Source organism: Micromonospora vinacea (genome assembly GCF_015751785.1).
Lineage (GTDB): Bacteria > Actinomycetota > Actinomycetes > Mycobacteriales > Micromonosporaceae > Micromonospora > Micromonospora vinacea.
This window is the reverse complement of record NZ_JADOTY010000001.1, coordinates 772210-791006: the sequence shown is the minus strand read 5'-3', so window position 1 is coordinate 791006 and position 18797 is coordinate 772210. Positions and strand designations below refer to the sequence as shown.

Here is an 18797-nt window from a genome sequence, read left to right as displayed (position 1 = left end):
CGCCGTGCGGGACGGCGATAACCTCATGATCACCGAGGTCAGGTGGGAGTGGTCAGGGCGGCGTTCAACTCGTCGGGGGAGTTGAACTGCTCGGGTGGTAGGGCCTGCAGCATCTGCAGCATCGCTGTGCTGGCCCCGTTCTCCTGACCCCAGCGGACCAGGTCCTCCCGGGAGACCGGGTAGTCGAGCCCGGCCAGGTACTCCTGCAACTGAACCCCGGTGACGGTCATGTCGGCCGGCTACCCGCTCGCGGTGGCCGTACACCGGTCGGGTTGGCACCCACGATGGCCCGGCGGCCGGCGTGTCGGCCCGCGACGCGCCCACGGTTTGCCGCAGCGGCGGCCGGGTAGCCGCTGGCATGCTGGTTCAGCGGCTCGGCGCGCCGAGCGATTTCGACCCGTTGCTGGAGCGCGTTCGGAACGCCCGGGTGGTGATGATCGGTGAATCCACCCACGGCAGTTACGACTACTACCGGCTGCGGGAGCAGCTCACCCGCCGGCTGATCGCGGAGTGCGGCTTCTCCTTCGTCGCCGTGGAGGGTGACTGGCCCGACTGCGATCGGGTGCACCGCTCCGTGACGGCGGCACCGGGTGGCGCGCTCCAACCCCAGCTCGCGCTCGACCAGTTTGAGCGGTGGCCGACCTGGATGTGGGCCAATGCCGAGGTGGCCCGGTTCGCCAGTTGGCTGCGGGCCTGGAACGTGGAGCGGCCGGAGGAGCAACGGGCCGGATTTCACGGACTCGACGTGTACAGCCTCTGGGAGTCGATGCAGGCGATCTTCGACTACCTGGGGGAGGAGGACCCGAAGTCGCTGGAGGCGGCGCAGGACGCCTACCGGTGTTTCGAGCCGTACGGCAAGAGGGTTGAGGAGTACGGCGCGGCCAGCCGGTTCGTCTCCGCCCGCTGCGAGGAGGAGGTCGTCCGGTTGCTCGCCCGGACCCGCGAACACGCCCTCTCGGACGGCCCGGATCGCTTCTCCGCCTGGCAGAACGCGGAGGTGGTGGCTGGCGCTGAGCGGTACTACCGGGCGATGGTGGCCGGCGGGCCGGACTCGTGGAACATCCGCGACACCCACATGCAGGACACCCTGGACCGGCTGCTGGACCGCTACGGCCCGGAGGCCCGGGGCATCGTCTGGGCGCACAACACGCACGTCGGGGACGCGCGGGCCACCGACATGGCCGCCGACGGGATGGTCAACATCGGTCAGTTGGCCCGGGAGCGGCACGGCGAGGACGCGGTGGCCCTGGTCGGCTTCGGCAGCTACCGGGGCACGGTGATCGCCGCACCCCGCTGGGGTTCGCCGCCGGAGGCGATGGTGGTGCCGCCGGCTCGGGAGGGGTCGATCGAGCGGCGGCTGCACGAGCTGATGCCGGAGCGGGCGGTGCTGATCTTCGGCGGCGACGACCAGCCGGGCTGGGTCACCGACACCGTGGACCACCGGGCGATCGGGGTCGTCTACGACCCGTCGTTCGAGTCCTGGGGTAACTACGTGCCGACGCGGCTCGGCGACCGGTACGACGCCTTCATCTGGTGCGACGACACGACCGCTCTGCACCCGCTACCGGTGCCGGCCGCCTCCGGCGAGATGGAAACGTACCCGGCCGGGGTCTGACCCGGACCCGGTCGCGCCGATCATGGAGTTGTGGTGCCGGACCAACGCCCCGAAGTGGGGCACGGCAGACACCACAACTCCTTGATCGACCGGATGGGCGTCAGACCCTCGTGGGGGTCCGCACCTCCAGGTGTTCGCGCAGGCCCTCGCCCTCGATGTCCACGTTGGGCAGGGCGCGGTCGAGCCAGCGGGGGAGCCACCAGGCACGGTCGCCGAGCAGCGACATCACCGCCGGGACGATGGTCATCCGGACCACGAACGCGTCGATGGCCACGCCGATGGCGAGCGCGAAGCCCATCGACTTGATGATCGGGTCGTCGAGGAACACGAAGCCACCGAAGACGGACATCATGATCAGCGCGGCGGCGGTGACCACCCGGGCACCGTGGCCCATGCCGCTGATCGTGGCCTCACGCGCGGTGTCGCCGTGCACGAAGTCCTCCCGCATCCGTGAGACCAGGAACACCTCGTAGTCCATGGCCAGCCCGAACAGGATGCCGATCAGCAGGATGGGCAGGAAGCTGACCAGCGGGGCCGGGCTGTCCAGGCCGACCAGGTCGGCGAGGTGGCCCTGCTGGAAGATCGCCACCGTGATGCCGAACGTGGCGGCAACGGTGAGCAGGAAGCCCAGCGCCGCCTTGAGCGGCACCAGCAGCGAGCGGAACACCAGCATCAGCAGCAGCACCGAGAGCCCGACGACCAGCAGCAGGTAGATCGGCAGTGCGTCGGAGAGCTTCTCCGAGACGTCGATTCCGATCGCCGTGGCGCCGGTGAGCAGCACCTCGGCGCCCTTGACCCCACCGACCGCGTCGCGGACGTCGTGCACCAGGGTCTCGGTGGCCTCGTCGGTCGGGCCGGTCTTCGGCACCACGCCGAGCAGCGCGGTCCGACCGTCCGGACTCAGCTGCGGCGGCGCCACCGCGAGGACGTTCTCGGTGCGCTGGATCATCGCGGTCACCTGCGGCACCGCGGCCGCGGTCGCCTGCGCGTCGTCGCCCGCCACGACCACCGCGAGGCGGCCGGTGAAGCCGGGGCCGAAGCCCTCGGTGGTGAGGTCGCTCGCCACCCGGGCCGGGGAGCCCACCGTCGCCGTGCTGGCGTCCGGCAGGGCCAGCCGCATGTCCGGCGTGGGCAGCGCGAGCAGCCCCAGGCCGAGCAGCGAGACCAGGATGACCGGCACCCGGAAGCGGATGACGAACCGTGCCCAGCGGAAGCCGAACCCGGAGCGGTCCTCGACCGGCAGCGTCTCTTCGCCCACCGGCTCACCTGGGGCGGCGGAGCCGACCGTGGAGCGCAGCCGGCGCGGGAGCACCCGGTTGCCGGCGAAGCCGAGCAGTGCGGGCTGGAGGGTGATCGCCACGAGCACGGCGATGGTGACAGTACCGGCAGCGGCGAGACCCATCACGGTGAGGAACGGAATGTTCACCACGGCCAAACCGGCGAGGGCGATGACCACTGTGGCGCCCGCGAAGACGACTGCCGAGCCGGCGGTACCCACGGCCCGGCCGACCGCCTCCTCCGGGGGAAGGCCTTCGAGCAGGTTCTGTCGGTGCCGGGAGGTGATGAACAACGAGTAGTCGATGCCGACGGCGAGACCGAGCATCAGCGCCAGGATCGGCGCGGTGCTGGTCAACTCGATGACACCGCTCAGCGCGAACAGGCCGGCCATGCCGACGCCCACGCCGATCAGCGCGTTGAGCATCGTCATGCCGGCGGCGACAAGGGAACCGAACGTAATGATCAGGACGATCGCGGCGACCAGGACGCCGAGCGCCTCGGTGGAGCCGATCTCCGGCTCACCACCCAGAACCTCGCCCCCCGGGGCGACCTGCCAACCCTTCGCCTCGGCGGCGGTGCCGACCTCCTCGTACGCGGTGCGCTGCTCGTCGGTCACCTCGTCGCCGCCGGTGGCGAACTGCACCTGGACCAGTGCGTACCGGCCGTTGGGTGAGACCGCGCCGACCTGGAACGGGTTGACCGCGCCGACCACGCCGGGCAGTGTCGAGGCCTCCTGGACCAACTCCTGCACCACGGCCTGGCCCTCGGGCGTGGCCAGTTGGCCGTCGGCGGGCGCCTTGACAGCGATGGTGCCGGTGGCGCCGCTGGCTGAGGGGAACTGGTCGGCCAGCAGGTCGAGCGCGCGCTGGCTCTCGGTGCCGGGCATCGTGAAGTTGCTCGCCGTCGGGCCGCGCAGGGTCGCCGCGGCCAGGCCGGCGACGACGAGTACGACGAGCCAGAGCGCGACGACGAGCCGTCGCCGGCGCAACGCGCCCCGGCCGAGCCGGTAGAGCAGGGTGGCCATCAGGAGTCCTTGTCCTCGGTCGTGGGTGGATGGGGCAGGGGTGCGTCGACGGGTTCGACGGCCCGTCGGGCGAGGGTGAGCAGGGCGAGGCGCAGCTCGTCGTCGGGGATGTCGGCGAACTCGGCGCACGCCTCGGAGATGCCGGCGAGCAGCACCAGCGCGGCGATCCGAGCCGCCGGCCGGTCGGAGTGCCCGGCCAACGCGTCCCGCAGCCGGTCGGAGATCTCCTGGATGTGCGCGAAGGCCGGCTGGCACAGCAGCTCCGGGAACTCGCCGCGCAGTACGGCGATCTCCTGCCGGAACCGGACCGCGAGGTCGACGAAGCCCTGTGCGGCGACCTCCTGGGCGGCCGCTCCGGTCAGGCCGTTGAGCTGGTCGTCGAGGCTGCGGAGCACCTCGATCGCGGGGGCCATCAGCTCGGCGAGCAGGGCTTCCTTGTTGGCGAAGTGGTAGAGCACCGTGGCCTTGGAGCAGCCGACCTCCCGGGCGATGTCCTGCAGGGAGGTGCCCCGGTAGCCGGTCACCGTGAACTGCCGCGCCGCTGCGGCGAGGATCTCGCCGTGCGTGTCGGGTACCGCTCTGACCATGCCGGTCCACCTCCCGCAGACCAGCATGCCTGACCGATCGGTCAGACCCTGACCGATCGGTCAGATGGAAGCGGTGGCGTTCACCACACCTGGGCCCGGTTCAGCCGGTGTGCTGGGCGTCGTACCTGGTCCGCGCCTCGGCGATGGCCCGGCGGTGCCGCTCGGCCCAGCTGGTCAGCGCGACCAGCGACTCGTACAGCTCCAGCGCCATCGGGGTGGCGGTGTATTCGACCTTGGGCGGGACGGTCGGATAGACGGTGCGGTGCAGCAGTCCGTCCCGTTCCAGGTTGCGCAGCGTCAGGGTGAGCATCCGGCGGCTGATCCCCTCGATGTGCCGCTCCAGTTCGGTGAAGCGCACCGGGCCGTGCGAGGCGGCCACCAGGATGCCGATGCTCCACTTGCCGCCGACCCGGTCGAGGACCTCCCGGACGGTGCACGCGCGGGCCTGCCCCGGGGTGAACGGCACGTTCTCGGCAGCGCAGGTCAGCTCGGCCTCGACCAGCCCGGACACATCGCTGTTCCTCTGGGACATCAAAGTGCCTCCTTCCGCTCCGGTTCATGGTCACAGACGATGACCTCGGTAACAAACCGTGCACCAAGGAGGGGTTCCATGGATCGTGTCGTCCCGTCCCGCTGGCCGGCGCTGCTGGTGCTCTGCGCCGGCAGCCTGATGATCATCCTGGATGGCACAGTCGTCGCTGTGGCGCTGCCCGCCGTGCAACGCGACCTGGGCTTCACCGCCGCCGGCCTGGCCTGGGTGGTCAACGCCTACCTGGTCGCCTTCGGCGGACTGCTGCTGCTCGCCGGCCGACTCGGCGACCTGCTGGGCCGGCGCGGGGTCTTCCTGGCCGGCGTCGCGCTGTTCACAGTGGCCTCGCTGGCCTGCGCGGTCGCCACCGGACCGGCAGTGCTGGTGGGCGCGCGGTTCGGGCAGGGTGTCGGCGGCGCTCTGGCCATGGCGGTCAGCCTCGGCATGATCGTCCGGCTCTATCCCGAAACGGCCGAACGGGCCCGCGCCATCGCCGTCTTCAGCTTCACCGGGGCGGCCGGCGCGTCGGTCGGCACGGTCGCCGGAGGGGTGCTCACCCAGGCCGCCGGGTGGCGGACGATCTTCCTGGTCAACGTGCCCATCGGGGCGGCCATCCTGATCGCGGCCCTCCGCCGGCTCCCGGCCGAACGGGGGATCGGCCTGCGCGCCGGCCTGGACCTGCCCGGTGCGCTGCTCGCCACCGCCGGCCTGATGGCCGCCGTGTTGGCCATCGTGGGAACTGGCGAACACGGCTGGACCAGCCCTCGGACGCTCGGTGCGATGGCACTCGCGGCGCTGCTGCTCGGCGGGTTCGCGCTGCGTCAACGGGTGGCGGCGACCCCGCTGGTGCCGTCCCGGGTGCTGCGCGTCCCGGGTCTGGTGGCGGCGAACGCCGTGCAGTTCCTCATGGTCTGCGCGTACTTCGGGTTCCAGTTCCTGCTCGCCGTGGAGTTGCAACTGGTGCTGGGGCTGGACGCCGCCGCGACCGGCTGGGCCTTCCTGCCCACCCCGGTCGTGATCGCCGTGGTCTCGCTCGGCCTGGCCGGTCGGCTGATCGCCCGCTTCGGTGCCCGGATGGTCCTGCTGGTCGGGCTCGCCCTGGCGACCGTCGGCTTCCTCCTGCTCGCCCGACTGCCCGCCGACGGCGCCTACCTCGCTGACGTACTCCCCGCGATGCTGATCTTCGGCGTGGCCGGCGGCCTGACCCTGCCGGCGGTCACCACAGTGGCGATGGCCGGCGCGACCGACACGGATGCCGGGCTCGCCTCCGGCCTGGCCAACACCACCCAACAGGTGGGCGGCGCGGTCGGCCTGGCGGCGCTGGCCACCCTGGCCGCCGCGCGCAGCGACGGGCTGCGGACCGCCGGCTGGGCCGAGACCGCCGCGCTCGCCGGCGGCTACCGGACCGCGTTCGCGGTGGCCGCCGGTCTCGTTGTCGCCGCGTGGCTGGTGGCGCTGACAACGGTGCCCCGACGCGCGACCGGGCCGTCGTCGACCGCTGGTCCGTCGGCGCAGACCGCGGTGGGCGCCGGAACAGATCCGCACCGAAGCGCCGCGTCCGGTTGACCGACGGCACCGGGGCCGGGAGGGTGGTCGGGTGAGTGAGGCTGACGAGACCCGGGACGGCGTGGCCCTGACCAACCTGGACCAGCCGCTGTCCGACCGCGATGACGCGACGAAGCGTGACCTGGTCGACTACCTCGACGCGGTCCGGGACCGGATCCTGCCGCAACTGCGGGGCCGGCCGCTGTCGGTGATCCGGGTCCGCCCCGGCCAGCCGCCGTTCATGCAGAAGAACCTGCCCCGGTACACCCCGGACTGGGTCCGCCGGGCGTCGGTCTGGGCGGAGGCGTCGCACCGGGAGATCTCGTACGCCCTCTGCGACGACCGCCGCACCCTGCTCTGGTTCGCCAACCAGCGGGCGGTGGAGTACCACCCGACACTGGCCACCGTGGCGGACCTGCACCGCCCGACCCACCTGATCCTCGACCTGGACCCACCGGACGGCGACGGGTTCCGCGCGGCGGTCGACGCCGCCCTGCTGGTCCGCCAGGCGCTCGCCGATGCCGGCCTGGCCGGTGCGGTCAAGACCAGCGGCGCCAAGGGCGTGCACGTCTTCGTCCCGGTGACCGACGAGCCCACGGCCGAGGAGTTGGCCGCCGCCACCCGGGCGCTCGCCGTCCGCGCCGAGCGGCTCGACCCGGCGCTGGCCACCACTGCGTACATCAAGGAGGACCGGGGTGGCCGGGTCTTCGTGGACGCCACCCGGGCGGGCGGCGCGACGGTGGCCGCCGCGTACAGCCCCCGGCTGCGTCCCGGGATGCCGGTCTCGTTTCCGGTCGACTGGGCCGACCTGACCGAGGTGACCCCCGCCGACTTCACCATCCGGACCGCTCCCGCGCTGCTCGCCGACGATGACCCGTGGGCCGCGCTGATGCCGGCCCCGCAACCGCTCCCCGCCGACCTGGTGGCCGAGGGTCGGACCATCCCGGTGGCCCGGGTGCAGGCCATGCACGAGGGGAAGCGCCGGGCCCGCGCCCGCCGCGAGGCCGGCTGACCGGCGCGCCGGCCCCCGGCTCGGCCCGTGCTTGGCCCCGGCTCGACCCCGCTCGCGCCCGGCGGGCGGCCGATTGTCGGTGGGTTGTGGCACGATTTCGCAGGTGAGCAGCAAACCCGACGCGACCCAGCGACTGGGCGACCTGGCGCGGCTGCGTCGGGTCCGCGACCGGATCGACAGGGAGTACGCGCAACCGCTGGACGTCGAGGCGCTGGCGCGTGGCGCGCACATGTCGGCCGGGCACCTCAGCCGCGAGTTCCGTCTCGCCTACGGCGAATCTCCGTACAGCTACCTGATGACGCGACGGATCGAGCGGGCGATGGCCCTGCTGCGCCGTGGTGACCTGAGCGTCACCGATGTCTGTTTCGCTGTCGGTTGTTCGTCCCTGGGCACCTTCAGCACCCGCTTCACCGAGCTGGTCGGCGTGCCGCCCAGCGTCTACCGGCGGCAGGCGGCGCAGGCGACGGCGGGAATGCCGTCGTGCGTGGCGAAGCAGGTGACCAGACCGGTCAGGAATCGAGAAGCGCGGGTCACCGCGCCGCAACTAGCGTGACCAGCATGGACATCACCATTCACTCGAGTTTCCTGCCGCACACCGACCCGGAGGCCTCGCTGGTCTTCTACCGCGACATCCTCGGCTTCGAGGTCCGCCTCGACGTCGGTTACGAGGGGATGCGGTGGATCACGGTCGGGCCGGTCGGCCAGCCCAGCACCGCGATCGTCCTGCACCCGCCGGGCGCCAATCCCGGCATCACCGACGACGAGCGGCAGACCATCCTCGAGCTGATGGCCAAGGGCAGCTACTTCGGCGTCAACCTGGCCACCACCGACCTCGACGCCACCTTCGCCAAGCTTGAGGCCAGTGACGCCGAGGTGGTCCAGGAGCCGACCGAGCAACCGTACGGCGTGCGCGACTGTGCCTTCCGGGACCCGGCAGGCAACATGGTCCGCATCCAGGAAGTGCGCTGAGTCCTGCGCGCCCGACAGATGGAGACACGATGAGCACGGCCAGCCAGCCGTCCGCGCCGCACATCGCCGACAGCCACGACCTGATCCGGGTGCAGGGCGCGCGGGTGAACAACCTCAGAGACGTCAGCGTCGAGATCCCGAAGCGGCGGCTGACCGTGTTCACCGGTGTCTCCGGCTCCGGCAAGAGTTCGCTGGTGTTCGGCACCATCGCGGCCGAGTCGCAGCGGATGATCAACGAGACCTACAGCGCCTTCGTGCAGGGCTTCATGCCGACGCTGGCACGGCCCGAGGTCGACCTGCTGGATGGCCTGACCACGGCGATCATCGTGGACCAGGAGCGGATGGGCGCCAACTCCCGCTCCACCGTCGGCACCGCCACCGACGCCAACGCGATGCTGCGCATCCTGTTCAGCCGGCTCGGGCAGCCACACATCGGCTCGCCCAACGCGTACTCCTTCAACGTCCCCTCGGTGAAGGCGACCGGGGCGATCACAGTCGATCGCGGCGCCGGCAAGACGAAGACCGAGAAGGCGACCTTCAACCGTCTCGGCGGCATGTGCCCGCGGTGTGAGGGCATGGGCGCGGTGACCGACATCGACCTGTCGGCGCTCTACGACGACAACCTCTCGCTCAACGAGGGCGCGATCACCATCCCGGGTTACAGCATGGAGGGCTGGTACGGCCGGATCTTCCGTGGCTGCGGCTACTTCGACCCGGACAAGCCGATCGCCAAGTTCAACAAGCGGGAGCTGCACGACCTGCTTCACCGGGAGCCGACCAAGATCAAAATCGATGGGATCAACCTGACGTACGCGGGCTTGATCCCGTCGATCCAGAAGTCCTTCCTCGCCAAGGACATCGACGCGTTGCAGCCGCACATCCGCGCCTTCGTGGAGCGCGCGGTGACCTTCACGACCTGCCCCGAGTGTGCCGGCACCCGGCTCAGCCAGGAGGCCAGGTCGTCGAAGATCAAGGGCAAGAACATCGCCGACGCGTGCGCGATGCAGATCAGCGACCTGGCCGCCTGGGTGCGCGGGATCGAAGAGCCGTCGGTGGCCCCGTTGCTGGCCGGCCTGCAACACCTCCTCGACTCGTTCGAGGAGATCGGGCTGGGCTACCTGTCACTCGATCGGCCGTCGGGCACCCTCTCCGGCGGTGAGGCGCAGCGCACCAAGATGATCCGCCACCTCGGCTCCTCGCTCACCGACGTCACCTACGTCTTCGACGAGCCGACGATCGGGCTGCACCCGCACGACATCCAACGGATGAACGAACTGCTGCTCCAACTGCGCGACAAGGGCAACACGGTGCTCGTCGTGGAGCACAAGCCGGAGGCCATCGCGATCGCCGACCACATCGTCGATCTCGGGCCCGGCGCCGGCACGGACGGCGGAACCGTCTGCTACGAGGGCACCCTGGAAGGTCTGCGGGCCAGCGGCACCATCACCGGCCGCCACCTCGACGACCGGGCGGCTCTCAAGGAGACGGTGCGGACGCCCACCGGCAAGCTGGAGATCCGGGGCGCCACCGCCAACAACCTCCAGAACGTCGACGTCGACGTACCCCTCGGGGTGCTCGTCGTCGTGACCGGCGTCGCCGGCTCCGGCAAGAGTTCCCTCGTGCACTCCTCGATCCCGGCCGGCGCGGGCGTGGTGTCGATCGACCAGGGCGCGATCCGCGGCTCACGGCGCAGCAACCCGGCCACGTACACCGGGCTGCTCGACCCGATCCGCAAGGCGTTCGCGAAGGCCAACGGGGTGAAGCCGGCGCTGTTCAGCGCCAACTCCGAGGGTGCCTGCCCGAGCTGCAACGGCGCCGGCGTCATCTACACCGACCTGGGGATGATGGCGGGCGTCGCCGCCCCCTGCGAGGAGTGCGAGGGCAAGCGGTTCCAGGCGTCGGTGCTGGAATACCGCTTCGGCGGTCGCGACATCAGCGAGGTGCTCGCGATGTCGGTGACGGAGGCCGAGAAGTTCTTCGGCGCCGGCGATGCGCGTACGCCGGCAGCGCACGCCATCCTCGACCGGCTCGCCGACGTCGGGCTCGGCTACCTGAGCCTGGGGCAGCCGCTCACCACCCTCTCCGGCGGCGAGCGGCAACGGCTCAAGCTGGCCACCCACATGGCCGAGAAGGGCGGCGTCTACGTCCTCGACGAGCCGACCACCGGCCTACACCTGGCCGACGTCGAGCAACTGCTCGGCCTGCTCGACCGCCTGGTCGACGCCGGCAAGTCGGTGATCGTCATCGAGCATCACCAGGCGGTCATGGCGCACGCCGACTGGATCATCGACCTCGGCCCCGGCGCCGGCCACGACGGTGGCCGGATCGTCTTCGAGGGCACCCCCGCGGACCTCGTCGCCGCCCGCTCCACCCTCACCGGCGAGCACCTGGCGGCGTACGTCGGAGGCTGACGGCCGCCGTTCACGCCACCGGTGGTCGGACGCGGCGTGCCGTCGTGCTGGCGAGGACTCCGCAGGTGGCGGCGACCAGGCCGAGGCCGACCGTGCCCGGGGTGACGTACCCGGGCACGGACGAGGTGACGTAGGCGCCACCACCGCTGAGACGGCACTCGAAGCGGAGTGGCAGGAAGCTGACGTCGTAATCGATGACCAGGCTCGCCACCTGTGGTCCGGCCTCGCGGCAGGGTCCGACCGGGGCGGATCCGGTGCCACCGTCCTCGGCCCGCATCACGGCGTAGCCGACGTTGAGCAGGCCCCACGCGTACAGGGCGACGGCGACCGCACCGACGAGCAGCGCCGCCGCACGCAGGCGACCCGACCGTTCGCTCTTCCTGAACATCGCGCGGAACCCGCGGACGGTGAGGACTGTCGCGATGACCGCCCCAGCCAGTGCGGCGAGGAGCAAACCGAGAAACAGCATGATCGACATTCTGGCGGGTGTTCCGCCAACACGATGAAGGCCCCTGACCGAATTTCTGGTCAGGAGCCTCTCGTGCTGGTGAATCTTGGTGCCCCCGGCAGGATTCGAACCTGCGCCCCCGCCTCCGGAGGGCGGTGCTCTATCCCCTGAGCTACGGGGGCTCAGCGACTGGAGAAGACTAGCAAACCTCCCCTCCGTACGCCGAATCGGTATCGGGTGAGCCGATCGTGTCGGACCGGCCCACCCGGTGCTCAGGCGGCTACCGCCCGCCCGCAACTGGGCAGCGGGTGCAGGACGATCCGCCGCGGGAGCCGGCGCGGCCACTCGTTGCGCGGCCAGGAGCCGTCCACGATCAGGTGCACGGTGCGCTGCTCCTCGCCGCTGAGCCGCAGCACGAAGTCGCGGGGGAGCGGCGGGTCCACGGTCGGCGTGGTGATCATGAAGCGCACCCGACCGCGAGACGAGACCGCAGAGATCACGTCGGCGGCCGGCATCGTGCCGCGCAGCCGGACCCGACCGATCCAGTAGACCTCCGCGAGGTGCTCCTGGGCGGCCCGGGTGATCCCCGGGTACTCGCTGCGGACCCACCGCTCGACCGCGCTGACGCAGAGCCCGCAGGCCCGCTCGCGCGGCTCCCGCGGACCCAACCCCCAGGCCCGCAGGTACGCCCCGACCGCGCCGACGTCCAACGGCAGTTCGAAGCGCCGCTGGATGAGCGTGGTGAGGCTCTGCCGCGTCCACAGCTCCTCGTCCAGACCGAACTCGTCGGGGTGGACGCCCCGCAGCATGTCGATCAACTCGAGTTCCTGTTCGCGGCTGAGCATTCCCGGCTCGCCCTGCCGCTGTCCGCGACGGACGGCTGCCACCGCCCCGTCACCACCGATGGTGTGGCGTCGGCACCAGCTGGTGACCGAACGCCGTGCGTCTCTGAGTGCAACCCCCACGTCTTGGGCAACGAGCCCGAATCGCAACTGGTCACGATATGTGGGGAGAAAACTCTCTAAGCAACGTAATCGCCTGTGCCACGCAAAACACCCACAAGGTGCGAGAGGGGCGTTCGGGTCATACGCGACGGGTTCGGCCGCCTTGATCGACTCGGGTTCCTGAAAGTCGGGGCGTGCCGGTCGCGCGGACAGCCCAGTTTCCTGCAACGCGAGTCGATCAAGGCCGTGCGGGCGTCGGTGTTGGCCGGGGCTGCGCCAGCGGTTGGCCGGGGCCGAGCCGCGGGGTGCGCTGGTGTCGACATGGTGCGGCCCGCGTCACCGCCACGATCGGCGGGGACGCGGGCCGGGTGCGCCGTCCGGGTTGGTCAGCCCCTGGCCTGCGTCTGGAGCTGCCGGAGGTTGTTCAACTCGGTCTGCTGGGTGGCCTTCATGGTGTTCGCCACCCGCACCACCTCGGCGTTGTCGGTCGCGTCGAGCGCCGCGTCGATCATGTGGATGCCGCCCAGGTGGTGGGCGTACATCAACGCCAGGAACTGCCGGTCCACCTCGATGCCCTGGGCGTCGCGCAGGGCGGTCATCTGTTGCGGCGTGGCCATGCCCGGCATCAGGCCGTCCTTGACGGTGGCACCGTCGGACATCCACGACATCGGCGGCTTCGATGCGGTCGGGCTGAGGTTCCACTCGCGCAGCCAGGTCTGCATGGCGCCGATCTCGCCCTGCTGCCCGGTGGCGATGTCCACGGCGATCTGCCGCACCTCGGGGAGGGTCGCCGACCGGTACGCGATCAGGCTCATCTCCACCGCCTGCGCGTGGTGGGTCGTCATGTCCCGGGCGAAGCCCGCCTCGACCGAGGCGTCACCGGGTCGGGTGAGCCGCGGGGTGAGCAGGCCGCCCGCGTAGCCGAGGAGGAGCCCCACCACCAGCATGATGGCCAGTGCCAGCACGCCGTAGCGCGACGCCGGGGCCCGGCCGCCCTCGTTCGGGGCGGCCGGGATCTCGTCGTACTCGCTGTCGGTGGTTGCCGGAGCGGTCATTGCCGTCCTTACTGGGTGGGCTGCTGCTGGAGTTCACGCGGCGTGGTGCCGGTGGCGGTGATGCCGGTGTTGCAGAGCGCCGTCGGGCCCTCGACGGAGGCGTTCACCCGCAGGTCCTTGATGAACTCGTCGATCCGCGAGTCGTCGGCGTTGTCGACTTTGAGCTGGTAGCCCCAGGCCTGCAGCGAGATCGGCTTGTCCAGGCCCTCGTACGGGCTCATCAGCATCTTCTCGACGCCGCGCACCTTGCCGGCGAGCTTGTCGACCTGGTCCTTGGGCAGGTCCGGGCGGTAGGTGATCCACACCGCGCCGTGCTCCAGGCTGTGCACCGCGTGCTCGCTGGCGATCGGGGCGTCGTAGACGTCGCCCATGCAGTTCTGCCAGGCGGCGTTGTGCACCCCACCCACCGGCGGCGAGTACTTGTAGGTCAGCGGGCCCGACTTGTGCGACTCGTACTTCAGGCTGTCCGGGTCGGACTTGCGAATGTTGGTGATGCCGTCGATGGCGTTGGCCCGCTTGTCCCACGGCTTGGAGCCCTGGAACGACGCCCAGGCGCCGTACCCGAGGATGCCGGCGGCGAGCACGCCCACCGCGACGAAGAGCGCGATCGGCCCCCACGCGCGGCCCTGGCTCACCTTGACCGGGGTGACCGGCTTGCGCGGGCCCTTGCCACCGGCCCGGGGGGAGCCCGTCGGCTTTCCGGAACCGGTCTTGGCGCCGGACGCCGGCCGGCCAGCGGCCGGCTTCTTGCCGGTGCTGACCACGGTCGGGCGGCGCTCAGGGCCACCCGGGGTGCTGATGCTCATCGTGCCTCGTCAAGTCGGTCGGTCAGGGGAGTGGCGGGCCGGATGACGCGCAGGGGAGCCGCCGAGTGCCCGAGTCTACCCCCGATAACATGGTTGGGTGACTCCTGCAGAACTAGCCTCGGTCGTCCTTGCCGCCGCCCACGCCGTCTTCGAGCAGCGTGGGCTGGACCGCGCCGCGCTGCCGGCGAGCACTGTGGTGGAGCGACCGCGCAACCCCGAGCACGGCGACTACGCCTCGACGCTCGCGCTGCAGTTGAGCAAGAAGGTGGGCGTTCCGCCCCGGGAGCTGGCTACCGCCCTGGCCGACGAGCTGGGCCGGGCACCGGGGGTCAAATCGGTGGAAATCGCCGGGCCGGGCTTCCTGAACATCCGGCTCGACGCCGCCGCGGCCGGTCAGCTCGCGCGGGTGATCGTCGAGACCGGCGCGGAGTACGGCCGCAGCGACCGCCTCGCCGGCGAGAAGATCAACCTGGAGTTCGTCTCGGCCAACCCGACCGGGCCGGTGCACATCGGCGGGGTCCGCTGGGCGGCCGTCGGTGACGCGCTGAGCCGGCTGCTGCGGGCCACCGGCGCCGACGTCGGCACGGAGTACTACTTCAACGACGCCGGTTCGCAGATCGACCGGTTCGCCCGGTCGCTGCTCGCCGCCGCCAAGGGTGAGCCGGCGCCGGAGGACGGCTACGGCGGGGCGTACATCGCCGAGATCGCCACCGAGGTGCAGGCCCGCCGGCCGGAGGTGCGCTCGCTCGACGACGACGCGGCCCAGGAGATCTTCCGGGTCGAGGGCGTCGCGCTGATGTTCGACGAGATCCGCTCCTCCCTGCGCGACTTCGGGGTGGAGTTCGACACCTACTTCAACGAGAAGGACCTGCACGACCGGGGTGAGCTGGACCTCGCCCTGGCCCGGCTGCGCCAGCAGGGGCACCTCTACGAGTCCGAGGGCGCCACCTGGCTGCGCACCACCGACTTCGGCGACGACAAGGACCGGGTGCTGCGCAAGTCCAACGGCGAGTGGACGTACTTCGCCGCGGACTGCGCCTACTACCTGGACAAGCGCGAGCGCGGCTTCGAGCGGGTCGTGATCATGCTGGGCGCCGACCACCACGGCTACATCGGTCGGATGAAGGCGATGTCCGCCTGCTTCGGCGACGACCCGGAGCGCAACCTGGAGATCCTCATCGGGCAGCTGGTCAACCTGCTGCGCGACGGCGCCCCGATGCGGATGAGCAAGCGGGCCGGCACGGTGATCACCCTGGAGGACCTGGTCGACGCGATCGGTGTGGACGCCTCCCGGTACGCGTTGGCCCGCTACTCCAGCGACTCCCCGATCGACATCGACATCGAGCTGTGGACCCGGGCGACCCGCGACAACCCGGTCTACTACGTGCAGTACGTCGCCGCCCGGACGGCGGGTGTGGCCCGCAACGCCGCCGAGGTGGGGCTTGTTCCGGGCGACGCCGACGCGTTCCGCCCCGAGCTGCTCGACCACGAGAAGGAGAACGAGCTGCTCAAGGCGCTCGCCCAGTTCCCCGCTGTGGTGGCGACGGCCGCCGAGCTGCGGGAGCCGCACCGGGTGGCCCGCTACCTGGAGGAGAGCGTGGCCGCCTCCTACCACCGGTTCTACGACAACTGCCGGGTGCTGCCGCTGGGCGACGAGGAGATCACCGACCTGCACCGCGCTCGGCTCTGGCTCAACAACGCCACCCGCACGGTGATCGCCAACGGTCTCTACCTGCTCGGCGTCTCCGCACCCGAGAGGATGTGACATGAGGGCTCACGAGGCTGGTGCGCTGCACGCGGACATCAGCAACCAGGGGCCGGCCTGGCTGCGTACCCCGGCCGACGTCAACGCCCTCGTGCCGGCGCTGTGGCCGCGGTCGGTGACGCGCGGCGCCGACGGCGCTGTCGCCGTCGCGGGCCTGAGCGTCCGCGACATCGCGGCCGAGTTCGGCACCCCGGTGTACGTCCTGGACGAGGCCGACCTGCGCTCGCGCTGCCGCGACTTCCGGGCGGCCTTCCCGACCGAGGACGTCTTCTACGCGGGCAAGGCGTTCCTCTGCCGGGCGGTGGTCCGGATGATCGCCGAGGAGGGCCTGCACCTGGACGTGTGCACCGGCGGCGAGCTGGCCACCGCGCTCTCGGCCGGAATGCCGCCGGAGCGCATCGGCTTCCACGGCAACAACAAGTCGGTCGCCGAGCTGGGCCGGGCGCTGGACGCCGGGGTGGGCCGGATCATCGTCGACTCGTTCACCGAGATCGACCGGCTCACCGCGCTGGCCCGCGAGCGCGGGGTCCGACCCCGGGTGCTGGTCCGGGTCACTGTGGGCGTCGAGGCGCACACCCACGAGTTCATCGCCACCGCCCACGAGGACCAGAAGTTCGGCTTCTCGCTGGCCGGCGGTGCCGCCGCGAACGCCGCGTTCAAGATCCTCGACGAGGGTGTGCTGGAGCTACGCGGTCTGCACTCGCACATCGGCTCGCAGATCTTCGACGCCAGCGGCTTCGAGGTCTCGGCCCGTCGGGTGCTCGCCCTGCAGGCGCAGATCCGCGACGCGCGGGGGGTGGAGCTGCCCGAGCTGGACCTGGGCGGCGGCTTCGGCATCGCGTACACCACCCAGGACGACCCGGCGACCCCGCAGGATCTGGCCAAGCGGCTTCGCAAGATCGTCGATTCGGAGTGCGCCGCGGAGAACCTGGCCGTGCCGCACCTGTCCATCGAGCCGGGCCGGGCCATCGTCGGGCCGGCCGTGTTCACCCTCTACGAGGTCGGCACTGTCAAGGACCTCGACGGCCTCCGCACGTACGTCAGCGTCGACGGCGGGATGAGCGACAACATCCGTACCGCCCTCTACGACGCGTCCTACTCGGCCACGCTGGCCTCGCGGGCCTCCGACGCGCAGCCGTTGCTCGCCCGCGTGGTGGGAAAGCACTGTGAGTCCGGGGACATCGTGGTGAAGGATGAATTCCTGCCCGCCGACGTGCAGCCCGGAGATCTTGTCGCAGTGCCCGGCACCGGTGCGTACTGCCGAAGCATGGCCAGCAACTACAACCATGTGCCCCGGCCACCGGTGGTCGCGGTGCGCGACGGCCAGGCGCGCCTGATCGTCCGGCGGGAAACCGAAGACGACCTGCTGGCTTTGGATGTGGGATGACCTCACCTGTGCGCTTGGCGCTGCTCGGCTGTGGCACTGTCGGCCAGGAGGTGGTCCGGCTGCTGCACGAGCAGTCGGCCGACCTGGCCGCGCGGATCGGCGCTCCGCTGGAGATCGCCGGCATCGCCGTGCGGCGGCTCGGCCGCGACCGGGGTGACCTGCCGGTCGACGAGGACCTGTTCACCACCGACGCGCTCGGCCTGATCAAGCGCGATGACGTGGACGTGGTGATCGAGGTGGTCGGCGGCATCGAACCGGCCCGGAGTTGGCTGGTCGAGGCGCTGCGCGCCGGCAAGAGCGTGGTCACCGCCAACAAGGCGCTGCTCGCCGAGGACGGCGTGGCCCTGCACGAGGCGGCGGCCGAGGGCGGCGGCGACCTCTACTACGAGGCGTCGGTGGCTGGCGCGATCCCGCTGCTGCGCCCGCTGCGGGAGTCGCTGCACGGCGATCGGATCAACCGGGTCACCGGCATCGTCAACGGCACCACCAACTTCATCCTCTCCGCCATGGACGCGACCGGGGCCGGCTTCGCCGAGGCCCTCGAAGAGGCCACCGCCCTGGGGTACGCGGAGGCCGACCCGACCGCCGACGTGGAGGGCTTCGACGCGGCGGCGAAGGCGGCGATCCTCGCCTCGCTGGCGTTCCACACCCGGGTCGGCGCCGCCGACGTGCACCGCGAGGGCATCACCGAGGTGACCGCCGCGGACATGGCCAGCGCCCAGGCGATGGGCTGCACGATCAAACTGCTCTGCATCGCGGCCCGGGGTGTCGACCCCACCGGCCGGGAGACCGTCAGCGTCCGGGTGCACCCGGCGATGATCCCCCGCAGCCACCCGCTGGCCAGCGTCGGGGACGCGTTCAACGCGGTCTTCGTGGAGGCGGACGCGGCCGGGCAGTTGATGTTCTACGGCCGGGGGGCCGGTGGCGCGCCCACCGCCAGTGCGGTGCTCGGTGACGTGGTCGCGGTGTCCCGCAACCGGCTCGCCGGGGTGCGCGCGGCCAGCGAGAGCGCGTACGCGGACCTCGCGGTCCGGCCGATGGGTGAGGCGCTGACCCGCTACCACGTGAGCCTCGACGTGGCCGACCGCCCGGGTGTGCTGGCCTCGGTGGCGAGTGTGTTTGCCCGGCACGACGTGTCGATCGCGACAGTGCGGCAGGGCTCGGCGGGCGGGCCAGCGGGCCGTGACGGCGACGCCGAGCTGGTCATCGTCACCCATGTGGCACCGGATGCCGCGCTCGCCGCGACCGTCGGTGAGCTGCGCGGTCTGGACATCGTCCGGTCGGTGACCAGTGTGCTGCGGGTCGAGGGCGACGCCTGAGTCGTTGCATCATCGACGGGACGTCCCGCGTGTCCCGTCAGGTGGGTAAACCGGGGTGTGCCATCGACCACTCCGGCAGGCTGGTCCAAGGTGGCCCTGATGC

Annotated in this window: 17 protein-coding genes and 1 tRNA gene; 9 read left to right on the top strand and 9 right to left on the bottom strand. The window is 71.2% G+C overall.

What is annotated here, in order from left to right:
* Positions 1-38: 38 nt before the first annotated feature.
* Positions 39-230 carry a DUF2795 domain-containing protein gene (locus tag IW249_RS03820; RefSeq protein ID WP_196919526.1) on the bottom strand — a complete coding sequence of 64 codons (192 nt, stop codon included), beginning with the start codon at positions 228-230 and terminating at the stop codon, positions 39-41.
* 128 nt (positions 231-358) lie between these two features.
* Between IW249_RS03820 and IW249_RS03815 the strand changes: the two genes are divergently transcribed.
* The gene (locus tag IW249_RS03815) at positions 359-1615 is read left to right on the top strand and encodes an erythromycin esterase family protein (protein ID WP_196919524.1); all 1257 of its coding nucleotides are present in this window, start codon (positions 359-361) and stop codon (positions 1613-1615) included.
* Between the two features lie 100 nt (positions 1616-1715).
* On the opposite strand, the gene IW249_RS03810 is transcribed toward IW249_RS03815, so the two are convergent.
* The 3 genes from IW249_RS03810 to IW249_RS03800 form a co-directional block, all read right to left on the bottom strand.
* Positions 1716-3917: an MMPL family transporter gene (locus IW249_RS03810; protein ID WP_196919523.1), complete on the bottom strand. Its 2202-nt coding sequence runs from the start codon at positions 3915-3917 to the stop codon at positions 1716-1718.
* Positions 3917-4504, bottom strand: a complete 588-nt coding sequence (locus tag IW249_RS03805) for a TetR/AcrR family transcriptional regulator (protein WP_196919521.1) — start codon at positions 4502-4504, stop codon at positions 3917-3919. The genes IW249_RS03810 and IW249_RS03805 overlap by 1 nt, the downstream gene beginning before the upstream one ends.
* A gap of 100 nt (positions 4505-4604) precedes the next feature.
* A complete protein-coding gene (locus IW249_RS03800) occupies positions 4605-5039 on the bottom strand; it encodes a winged helix-turn-helix transcriptional regulator (protein ID WP_231392398.1) in 435 nt (144 codons plus the stop codon).
* A 75-nt stretch (positions 5040-5114) separates the two neighbouring features.
* Between IW249_RS03800 and IW249_RS03795 the strand changes: the two genes are divergently transcribed.
* From IW249_RS03795 to IW249_RS03775, 5 genes are all read left to right on the top strand, one after another.
* Positions 5115-6599 (top strand): MFS transporter, encoded by a 1485-nt coding sequence (locus IW249_RS03795; RefSeq protein WP_196919520.1) that lies wholly within the window; start codon positions 5115-5117, stop codon positions 6597-6599.
* A 31-nt stretch (positions 6600-6630) separates the two neighbouring features.
* Positions 6631-7590 carry a DNA polymerase domain-containing protein gene (locus IW249_RS03790; protein WP_196919519.1) on the top strand — a complete coding sequence of 320 codons (960 nt, stop codon included), beginning with the start codon at positions 6631-6633 and terminating at the stop codon, positions 7588-7590.
* A 103-nt stretch (positions 7591-7693) separates the two neighbouring features.
* On the top strand, positions 7694-8143 hold the full coding sequence (locus IW249_RS03785; protein WP_196919518.1) for a helix-turn-helix transcriptional regulator: 450 nt from the start codon (positions 7694-7696) through the stop codon (positions 8141-8143).
* Positions 8144-8148: 5 nt separating this feature from the next.
* Positions 8149-8559, top strand: a complete 411-nt coding sequence (locus IW249_RS03780) for a VOC family protein (RefSeq protein WP_196919517.1) — start codon at positions 8149-8151, stop codon at positions 8557-8559.
* A gap of 29 nt (positions 8560-8588) precedes the next feature.
* Complete coding sequence (locus IW249_RS03775) at positions 8589-10970, top strand: ATP-binding cassette domain-containing protein (RefSeq protein ID WP_196919516.1); 2382 nt, start codon at positions 8589-8591, stop codon at positions 10968-10970.
* A 10-nt stretch (positions 10971-10980) separates the two neighbouring features.
* On the opposite strand, the gene IW249_RS03770 is transcribed toward IW249_RS03775, so the two are convergent.
* From IW249_RS03770 to IW249_RS03750, 5 genes are all read right to left on the bottom strand, one after another.
* Positions 10981-11439 (bottom strand): hypothetical protein, encoded by a 459-nt coding sequence (locus IW249_RS03770; protein ID WP_196919515.1) that lies wholly within the window; start codon positions 11437-11439, stop codon positions 10981-10983.
* Between the two features lie 86 nt (positions 11440-11525).
* Positions 11526-11600, bottom strand: a tRNA-Arg gene (locus tag IW249_RS03765).
* A gap of 90 nt (positions 11601-11690) precedes the next feature.
* Entirely contained in the window at positions 11691-12383 is a 693-nt protein-coding gene (locus IW249_RS03760; protein WP_196919514.1) for a winged helix-turn-helix domain-containing protein, read from the bottom strand.
* 365 nt (positions 12384-12748) lie between these two features.
* On the bottom strand, positions 12749-13417 hold the full coding sequence (locus IW249_RS03755) for a DUF305 domain-containing protein (RefSeq protein ID WP_196919513.1): 669 nt from the start codon (positions 13415-13417) through the stop codon (positions 12749-12751).
* 8 nt (positions 13418-13425) lie between these two features.
* Complete coding sequence (locus IW249_RS03750) at positions 13426-14223, bottom strand: thioredoxin-like domain-containing protein (RefSeq protein WP_196919512.1); 798 nt, start codon at positions 14221-14223, stop codon at positions 13426-13428.
* A gap of 97 nt (positions 14224-14320) precedes the next feature.
* Here IW249_RS03750 and argS point away from each other — a divergent pair, with 97 nt between their 5' ends.
* Genes argS through IW249_RS03735 form a run of 3 tightly spaced genes read left to right on the top strand, consistent with a single transcriptional unit; the run spans position 14321 to position 18694 of the window.
* Positions 14321-15988: an arginine--tRNA ligase gene (argS, locus tag IW249_RS03745; protein WP_196919511.1), complete on the top strand. Its 1668-nt coding sequence runs from the start codon at positions 14321-14323 to the stop codon at positions 15986-15988.
* 1 nt (position 15989) lies between these two features.
* A complete protein-coding gene (gene lysA, locus IW249_RS03740; protein ID WP_196919510.1) occupies positions 15990-17375 on the top strand; it encodes a diaminopimelate decarboxylase in 1386 nt (461 codons plus the stop codon).
* 8 nt (positions 17376-17383) lie between these two features.
* Complete coding sequence (locus IW249_RS03735; RefSeq protein WP_196924619.1) at positions 17384-18694, top strand: homoserine dehydrogenase; 1311 nt, start codon at positions 17384-17386, stop codon at positions 18692-18694.
* Positions 18695-18797 lie beyond the last annotated feature (103 nt).

Coding starts and splice junctions, on each gene's coding strand:
- IW249_RS03770 (WP_196919515.1), bottom strand. CDS start 11,439: ATGCTGTTTCTCGGTTTGCTCCTCGCCGCACTGGCTGGGGCGGTCATC.
- IW249_RS03805 (WP_196919521.1), bottom strand. CDS start 4,504: ATGGTCAGAGCGGTACCCGACACGCACGGCGAGATCCTCGCCGCAGCG.
- IW249_RS03750 (WP_196919512.1), bottom strand. CDS start 14,223: ATGAGCATCAGCACCCCGGGTGGCCCTGAGCGCCGCCCGACCGTGGTC.
- IW249_RS03775 (WP_196919516.1), top strand. CDS start 8,589: ATGAGCACGGCCAGCCAGCCGTCCGCGCCGCACATCGCCGACAGCCAC.
- IW249_RS03780 (WP_196919517.1), top strand. CDS start 8,149: ATGGACATCACCATTCACTCGAGTTTCCTGCCGCACACCGACCCGGAG.
- IW249_RS03820 (WP_196919526.1), bottom strand. CDS start 230: ATGACCGTCACCGGGGTTCAGTTGCAGGAGTACCTGGCCGGGCTCGAC.
- lysA (WP_196919510.1), top strand. CDS start 15,990: ATGAGGGCTCACGAGGCTGGTGCGCTGCACGCGGACATCAGCAACCAG.
- IW249_RS03815 (WP_196919524.1), top strand. CDS start 359: ATGCTGGTTCAGCGGCTCGGCGCGCCGAGCGATTTCGACCCGTTGCTG.
- IW249_RS03795 (WP_196919520.1), top strand. CDS start 5,115: ATGGATCGTGTCGTCCCGTCCCGCTGGCCGGCGCTGCTGGTGCTCTGC.
- IW249_RS03755 (WP_196919513.1), bottom strand. CDS start 13,417: ATGACCGCTCCGGCAACCACCGACAGCGAGTACGACGAGATCCCGGCC.
- IW249_RS03810 (WP_196919523.1), bottom strand. CDS start 3,917: ATGGCCACCCTGCTCTACCGGCTCGGCCGGGGCGCGTTGCGCCGGCGA.